Annotated in this window: 8 protein-coding genes; 1 reads left to right on the plus strand and 7 read right to left on the minus strand. The window is 32.6% G+C overall.

What is annotated here, in order from left to right; all coding sequences use genetic code 11:
• Positions 1–203: 203 nt before the first annotated feature.
• The 5 genes from ACFQ1O_RS00005 to xerA form a co-directional block, all read right to left on the minus strand.
• Entirely contained in the window at positions 204–665 is a 462-nt protein-coding gene (locus ACFQ1O_RS00005; protein ID WP_377711991.1) for a hypothetical protein, read from the minus strand.
• Between the two features lie 147 nt (positions 666–812).
• Positions 813–1439, minus strand: coding sequence for a hypothetical protein (locus tag ACFQ1O_RS00010; RefSeq protein WP_377711993.1), 627 nt, complete (start codon positions 1437–1439; stop codon positions 813–815).
• 85 nt (positions 1440–1524) lie between these two features.
• On the minus strand, positions 1525–2169 hold the full coding sequence (locus tag ACFQ1O_RS00015; RefSeq protein ID WP_377711995.1) for a hypothetical protein: 645 nt from the start codon (positions 2167–2169) through the stop codon (positions 1525–1527).
• Between the two features lie 160 nt (positions 2170–2329).
• Positions 2330–3790, minus strand: coding sequence for a toxin-antitoxin system YwqK family antitoxin (locus ACFQ1O_RS00020; RefSeq protein ID WP_377711997.1), 1461 nt, complete (start codon positions 3788–3790; stop codon positions 2330–2332).
• Positions 3791–3850: 60 nt separating this feature from the next.
• Positions 3851–4987, minus strand: coding sequence for a site-specific tyrosine recombinase/integron integrase (gene xerA, locus ACFQ1O_RS00025; protein ID WP_377711999.1), 1137 nt, complete (start codon positions 4985–4987; stop codon positions 3851–3853).
• Between the two features lie 84 nt (positions 4988–5071).
• Between xerA and ACFQ1O_RS00030 the strand changes: the two genes are divergently transcribed.
• Positions 5072–5443, plus strand: coding sequence for a hypothetical protein (locus ACFQ1O_RS00030; protein WP_377712001.1), 372 nt, complete (start codon positions 5072–5074; stop codon positions 5441–5443).
• Between the two features lie 9 nt (positions 5444–5452).
• Here ACFQ1O_RS00030 and ACFQ1O_RS00035 read toward each other — a convergent pair whose 3' ends face one another.
• Together ACFQ1O_RS00035 and ACFQ1O_RS00040 are read right to left on the minus strand one after the other, a co-directional pair.
• On the minus strand, positions 5453–5824 hold the full coding sequence (locus tag ACFQ1O_RS00035; protein ID WP_377712003.1) for a DUF4258 domain-containing protein: 372 nt from the start codon (positions 5822–5824) through the stop codon (positions 5453–5455).
• A gap of 19 nt (positions 5825–5843) precedes the next feature.
• On the minus strand, positions 5844–6816 hold a 973-nt coding region (locus ACFQ1O_RS00040), incomplete at its 5' end, for an alanine dehydrogenase (RefSeq protein ID WP_377712005.1).

The raw sequence follows: 6816 nt of genomic DNA on the forward strand, positions 1-6816 counted from the left end.
TTAAAATAATTAGGAGAATTATACATTATGTTCCGTAATACTGATAAGAAAATACAATTGCCCCTAACGGTTCGTGTATGGCTTCGTTGCGGAAAATGTCCAACGGACTTTTCCGCCCTAGCCCCTAATTTAGCGAATCAGGCTGGATTTTCCATTTGGAAAATCCGACCGCAATGAGCTATACACAATGTTAGCATACGTATTTATTGTTTTCGTATAAAGCGCTGTCCATTATCGAAAAGGAGAGAAGTTTCGTTCAACACGCTAATTCCTAAGAATTCCGACATGATATTTAGTCCAAATTTTTTATTTCGATATTCTACAACTGCGGGATAGTCATAAGTCTTACCATTCATAGTATTTGTGCTATCTATATATTGAAAATCCATTCCCGTTATACTCAATTCATTAATGGGTTCATTTGAATTGATTTTTGCCCAATGCTCAATTTCAATTTGGTCAATCTCTGGCAATGAAAATTTATTATGAGAAGTATTTTTAGAATTGACAAATTCCCATTTACCAGAGATTGATACCAATATCGATTTTATTGAATCCATAACTTTTTCTTCCGATAATTCTTGGAGATTTGTATTGTCCTTTTTTTGACCGCAAGAACATATAAAAACAAGTCCGATTATCAGTACAAAACTTTTTTTGTCCATATGTATGCTAACGGTCTCGTATAACCTTCAGTTACGGGTTAATATGTGTTAATTTTCGATTTAGCACTAGCGTTAGCAATTCGGAGTGGATTCGGACGTAGTCGAATCCGCCGTAATTGCGGTTATACATTGTTGTGAGCTGGCTTTTTATTTCCATATTTCCCACCATTTTTTTGTTCCAATTCCGTTTTTAATTTGTTTTCGTTTTATTATTTCCGCTGTGTCAACTCCAAGAGAAGTTCTTGCATTGTAAGCAGTCAAATAATCTTTATGATTTATAAAATCCCGAATCTTGTTATTTATTCGGTCGTCTCTAAATTTAGCTAAATGATGAAAGATTCCGATTCGAGAATATTTTTCTGAAACTTTGTCCATTTCGTTTAACGCGATATCTTTCATTTCCTCATCTCCGCTTTTTATCTCGTTTATGTAACTCGCCCATATAATTTTCATAGTTGGGCTTTTCGATAAGTTCAACCTTTTTTGTAAAATAGGAAGTGAGTCAGTCGATTTCATTATTGTCAACGTTTCGCCAATCAAATTGTCTCCATTCTTTTCGAGCATTTCAATTAGGATTCGCTCAACTTCTACTTTTTCCTTTTCGGTCAAGCTCAAAACAATGTGTTCATTACTAAATCCATTCCGATTTTGGTAATCAGATGGTGGAATTAGTTCTTTTATCAATTGTTCAATGTTTCTCACTTCGTTTTTTTCAGCTTGCTCACAACGGTTTGCATATGGCTTGTGGCGGTTTAGAAGCACTTTCCTGTCCACCTGAGATGAACTTGGCTACGAAGCGAAAACCTTGCCTGCAGACGTTCACTCGCCATAAGCTATATGCTTTGTTGTGCTGCGTTTTTTATTTTCTTTTTCTCCAAATTATATATTCTACCTTACATTCTTGAAGTTGCTCTTCAGTCAATTCAAGTTGATCAAGATTGTCCAACATTTCTTCGGTCATTGTAAAGTCACCTGTCACTTCGTAATAAATGTTTGAACTGTCAGTGTACAAGTATGTGTGTTGGTGATAATTTGTTGAATTTTTAAAATCATTGTTTCGCTTTTCCTTGACTTCTTGATATGTGTCTCCCACTCGAACTCCGTATTGGTCAATTGCACTTGAACTTACTATTCTGATTTCGTCAAGTTTGAATTTATTGTCAGGGTCAAAATTCAAATAAGCAATAGGATTATCATCGTCCTTCAAAATGTCTATATAAGTAAAGTCAGGTCCGTCTTGTTGGCCAATATTCGCTTCTACCCAATAAGGTTCGTAATAGTTTTTCAAAGGCATCAACATATTCTTTTCAGGGAAAGGAATTGAAAATTTGTCAAGCGAATTTTCAGATATAACGATTTCACGATAATCTTTTGTCTGTCCAACTGTTTTCGTTTCAATTTGAGATTCTTCTGTCGGTTTTTTGTCAACCACTTTCTTGTCTTGACTGTTTGTCGAGCAACTTATTAGGCCAATCAGAAATATGTAGAATAGGATTTGTTTCATGTCTTTTTTAATGCAGCACAACGGTCTCGGGTATGAAACGTAGGGCATTTCGAAGCGCTTAACTGTCCGCCCGAAAATGAGCCTATTAAGAACCCGAAACTTGCTGAAACCACTGTCCGCCCTATGTTTTATACCCATTGTTGGGCCTAGTTTTTTTCTTTTATAGCCATATTAAGTTCTTAGACTTTTCTTTGTCCTCCTTTATAGTTTGACGTTCACCATCTGGTTTGTAGTCTACGGATTTTATTAAACTGCCATCTTCCTCAAAAATTTCCCATCTCCCAATTCTAAATTCTGAATTTGGGTCATACAAGTCCTTTTGTTCAGGATTTCGATTGTCAAGTTTTCTCAATGAGCCACTCATCATTATTTTACCATCTGCGTATTTCCACTCATAATAACTAGTTAGTAGTAAACCATTTTCAAAATCACACTCTAATTGTTTCTGGCCATTGTCATGAAATTCAATCATTTTACCATGCATGATACCATCTTCATACTCTTGGTAGTTATCAATTTTGCCATTGTCATGAAATGATTTCACAATACATCTCGAGTTTGTTCCTTCAAATTCATGGATGCTCATAAAATGTTCTTTCGCAATCACGAAGTAAGTTGTTTCCGGTTTGTTTGGTATGTGCTCAAAGTAAAATTCTACCCTGTCATCATTGTCAAGTCGAAGTAATTGTTTAGCTACACCATCACTCATTATTGCTCTATCTAAATTTTCCTTTTTAATTGGTTCTTTTGAGTAAACAAACAAATGCTTCGAGCAATACTGGTCTTCAGGTGTTTCATAAAATATTTTCAGTTCTTCAACTTCTTCATATTCACAAAGGGTATCATCGTAGAATTCAACTTCCTTAATTTTTATTCCTTTGGGAAATTCATCTAGAAAATCATTCTTCTTACTTTGCTTTTCAAACTCCTCTTCTAACTTAATGGCTACATCAGTTCCTCTATAACCCGCTGAAGCAATAAATTGTACAGTGGGATTTACCAAAATAAATTTCTGGGCGAAAAAGACACCAATTACTATGTAAATTGAATTTGTAAATAAATAAAGAGATGCCAATGACCCAAGAAGTAGCAACAAGGAACCAAAAAAATAGAGGTTTCTCTTTTTTTGCCATAACATAGCAGTCATAAATCCACTCTGAATTTGGTCGATTACACCATTTACTTTGTCAAAAGTGTTATAGTCAAAATAGATTAAGTATAACCCGACAGCTAAACCAAGATATAAGTCTATAAAGTACGCTAAGATTCCACCTAAGATGAGGCCTAAATATTTTAAATTACGGATAATTCTATAATGTAAAATGTAAGCACGTTCTTTTCGGGAATATAACTTGTCCAATGAACCGTCTACATGTGCCTTCGTTGGGAACTTGGAACTTAACTTTTCTTCAAGTGAATTTTTGGAATAATTAAAGATCCTTTGAAGTGATTTTGGCCAATATTTCTTTGACGTGATTGGGTTAATTAGCAAATCCTTATATGGATCATAAAAGAAGAAGTTTGCATTGCAAGCTTTGATAAATTCTTCTTTTTGCTCATCCGAGAAACCTTTAAGGTTGCCTCGTTTCTCCATGTAATATATTGCCTGGTTAAATTCCATCTTTTTCAAATTAGGCCCAACAATTATATAAACGTAATTACGTTTATATGTTTTATAGCACTAAGATATCAAATCTAATGGACTTTGTACTGTCTGTAGTTGTTTTTTGGCTACTTGTGTATAAACTTCGGTGGTTTTACTACTACTATGACCTAATAAACACTGTATATATCTTAAGTCTGTGTTATTTTCTAATAAATGGGTAGCAAAACTATGTCTTAACATATGCGGTGTAACACTTTTTTTTATGTTAGCTTTTTCTCCAGCTCTTTTTACTATTTTTAAAACACTACTTGCCGAATATTGTTGCCCTATATTACCTTCAAATAAATAATGTTTAGGCTGCCATTCTTTAAAATAGATTCTTAAGTCTGTTAAAGTTGTTTTAGACAAAATACTATATCTATCTTTGTTGCCTTTTGCGTTTACTATATGTATAAGCATCCTCTTACTATCAATATCTGTAAGCTTTAAATTTAATAGTTCAGATCTACGCAAACCAGCAGAGTAGAGCAATGAAATTATACACTTATGCTTTGTGTTGTTGGTACTGTTAATAAGAATTTTTATTTCTTCTATACTTAGTACTTTTGGTAGTTTTTTTTCTGGTCTGGGTCTTTCAATTTCATAAAAACGATTGGGCATACCTAATACCATTTCAAAGTAAAATTTAATACTATTTATTGCTTGATGAATATAAGAATTAGATTTTCCTTGATTATTTAATTCTTTTAAGTATTGCCTTACTTCATTTTCTGTAATTTGATTGAGTGGTAAATTATAAAATCTATTGATGAACTTTTCAAATAATGATATATAGGTTTTAGCGGTGTTATATGAATACCTTTTTAATTCTAGTTTTAACAAATATTCTTCTGGACATACTTTGTAGCTGTTGGGTAATTTTCTGTTTCTATACTTATCTATATTTAGTTTTTGATTGTTATTAAAAGATTTATTTATAAAAAACAACCTTGTGTCAACCCACGCAATCCCTTTAAATGTATCAAAAATCTGAGTCAATACTGCTTCATTGTTCTTAACATATACCATATTGTATTTTTTACTCCACTTTGGGTTAGGTAGTGTTCTTATTAAGTTTTCAATTGTTTTGTTTGGTTGAAAAACTATACCAATCATTTTTTCTTGATGAATAAGTAAATGCTTTATGCTTATGTATAATCCACTCTTTATCATGTTGTTATAATAAGGTTAAAAACGGTAGAAACCTAAATTATGCGTATTTTTATACGTATAAATAACCGTATAATTATACTGATAATGGAAAGAGCTTGTTTAAATTGTAATGAAAAAATAGAAGGTAGAATAGATAAGATATATTGTTCTACTTATTGTAAATCATCTTATCACTATAAAATAAAGAAGAAGAAAACTGTTACACGTTTTAAAGAAGTGAATGAGCAATTAAAAATTAACCGATCTATATTAAAGCATTTTCATACTACAGGAAAAACTATTATGAGGAAAGAAGAGTTGTTTAAAAAAGGGTTTAACCCCAATTTTTTCACTAATTATTGGAAAAATAGTAAAAATGATATCTATCTATTTTGTTATGAATATGGTTATTTATCTTTAAAAGAAGCTAACAAAGAAAAATACCTTTTAATAAACTGGCAACCCTATATGCAATAAAGTATTTGTTTACTTTATGGTAACATTTTTTATGGTAGCAATGCTATCGCAATTTTCAACATCAAACTCATAAGTTTTGTTGTTAAACTCACTGTGTATTTTGTAGCGTTTACAAGACTTGAGTTTTGTATTGCTTTTAGAAAAATCTACAGATCCGTTTAAATATGTATAGCTAATTATTGCCGTATCTAGAACTTTGCTGTTAATCATTTGCTGAACCTCTGGATCAAAAGCTCGCTTTTTTAATCTAATATCTTGTAAAGTTCTGCAGTTAGGCAAGTAGCAAAAAGAAGTGTCTTTTTTTTGCCAAATAAAATATACAACAATACAGCCTAGCAAGGCTCCAAATAAATAAAAAGCTAAACGCTGAAAAAAACTCATACTATGAGGTATCTTAAAATTAAAAAATTAATAGGTTGGCATCGTTATACGGTAAACCAAACCAATCTGAAACCGATTTACTGGTTAAAATTCCGTGGTAAAAATACAAACCATTTTTCAATCCTTTATCAAAACGTATAGCTTTTTCTATACCGCCGCTTTCTGCTATTTCTAACAAGTAAGGAGTAAAGATGTTGCTTATTGCATTAGAAGCTGTTCTAGAGTATCTTGAAGGTATGTTAGGAACACAATAATGTACCACACCGTGTTTTGTAAAAGTTGGATGATCGTGAGTGGTGATTTCTGAGGTTTCAAAAATACCTCCCATATCTATGCTTACATCAATAATTACAGCTCCAGGTTTCATTTTTTCTACCATTTCTTCTGTAACTAAAACCGGAGCTCTGTTTTTTCCTCTTACTGCACCAATAACTACATCTGCTCTTCTAAGAGATTTTGTTAAGTTTTTAGGTTGAAGGGTAGAGGTGTAAACAGTTTGACCAAGATTGTTTTGTAGACAACGCAATTTGGTTAAAGAATTGTCAAAAACTTTTACATTAGCACCTAAACCAATGGCCGAACGAGCAGCAAATTCGCCAACTGTACCAGCACCTATAATAACAACTTCTGTAGGAGGTACACCAGTAATATTACCCATTAGCAAACCATTACCTTGGTTACTATTTGCTAATAATTCTGAAGATATTAATACAGAAGCAGTACCTGCTATTTCACTTAAAGCTCTTACAGCAGGAAACATTCCTGCGTCATCTTTAATAAACTCAAAAGCTATAGCGGTAATTCTTTTGCTAGCAAGAGTTTCGAAATACTTTTTGGTTTGTGTTTTTATTTGTAACGCAGAAAGAAGAATAGTCTGAGGGTTAATCATATCCAATTCGTCTAGAGTAGGAGGTTCTACTTTTAAGATAATTGGGCATGAGAACACCTTTTTAGAATCTTTTGTTACTTCAGCTCCTGCTTCACTATAGTCG

This window comes from Pseudofulvibacter geojedonensis (genome assembly GCF_042675745.1).
Lineage (GTDB): Bacteria > Bacteroidota > Bacteroidia > Flavobacteriales > Flavobacteriaceae > Pseudofulvibacter > Pseudofulvibacter geojedonensis.

Coding starts and splice junctions, on each gene's coding strand:
- ACFQ1O_RS00035 (WP_377712003.1), bottom strand. CDS start 5,824: ATGAGTTTTTTTCAGCGTTTAGCTTTTTATTTATTTGGAGCCTTGCTA.
- ACFQ1O_RS00005 (WP_377711991.1), bottom strand. CDS start 665: ATGGACAAAAAAAGTTTTGTACTGATAATCGGACTTGTTTTTATATGT.
- xerA (WP_377711999.1), bottom strand. CDS start 4,987: ATGATAAAGAGTGGATTATACATAAGCATAAAGCATTTACTTATTCAT.
- ACFQ1O_RS00020 (WP_377711997.1), bottom strand. CDS start 3,790: ATGGAATTTAACCAGGCAATATATTACATGGAGAAACGAGGCAACCTT.
- ACFQ1O_RS00015 (WP_377711995.1), bottom strand. CDS start 2,169: ATGAAACAAATCCTATTCTACATATTTCTGATTGGCCTAATAAGTTGC.
- ACFQ1O_RS00030 (WP_377712001.1), top strand. CDS start 5,072: ATGGAAAGAGCTTGTTTAAATTGTAATGAAAAAATAGAAGGTAGAATA.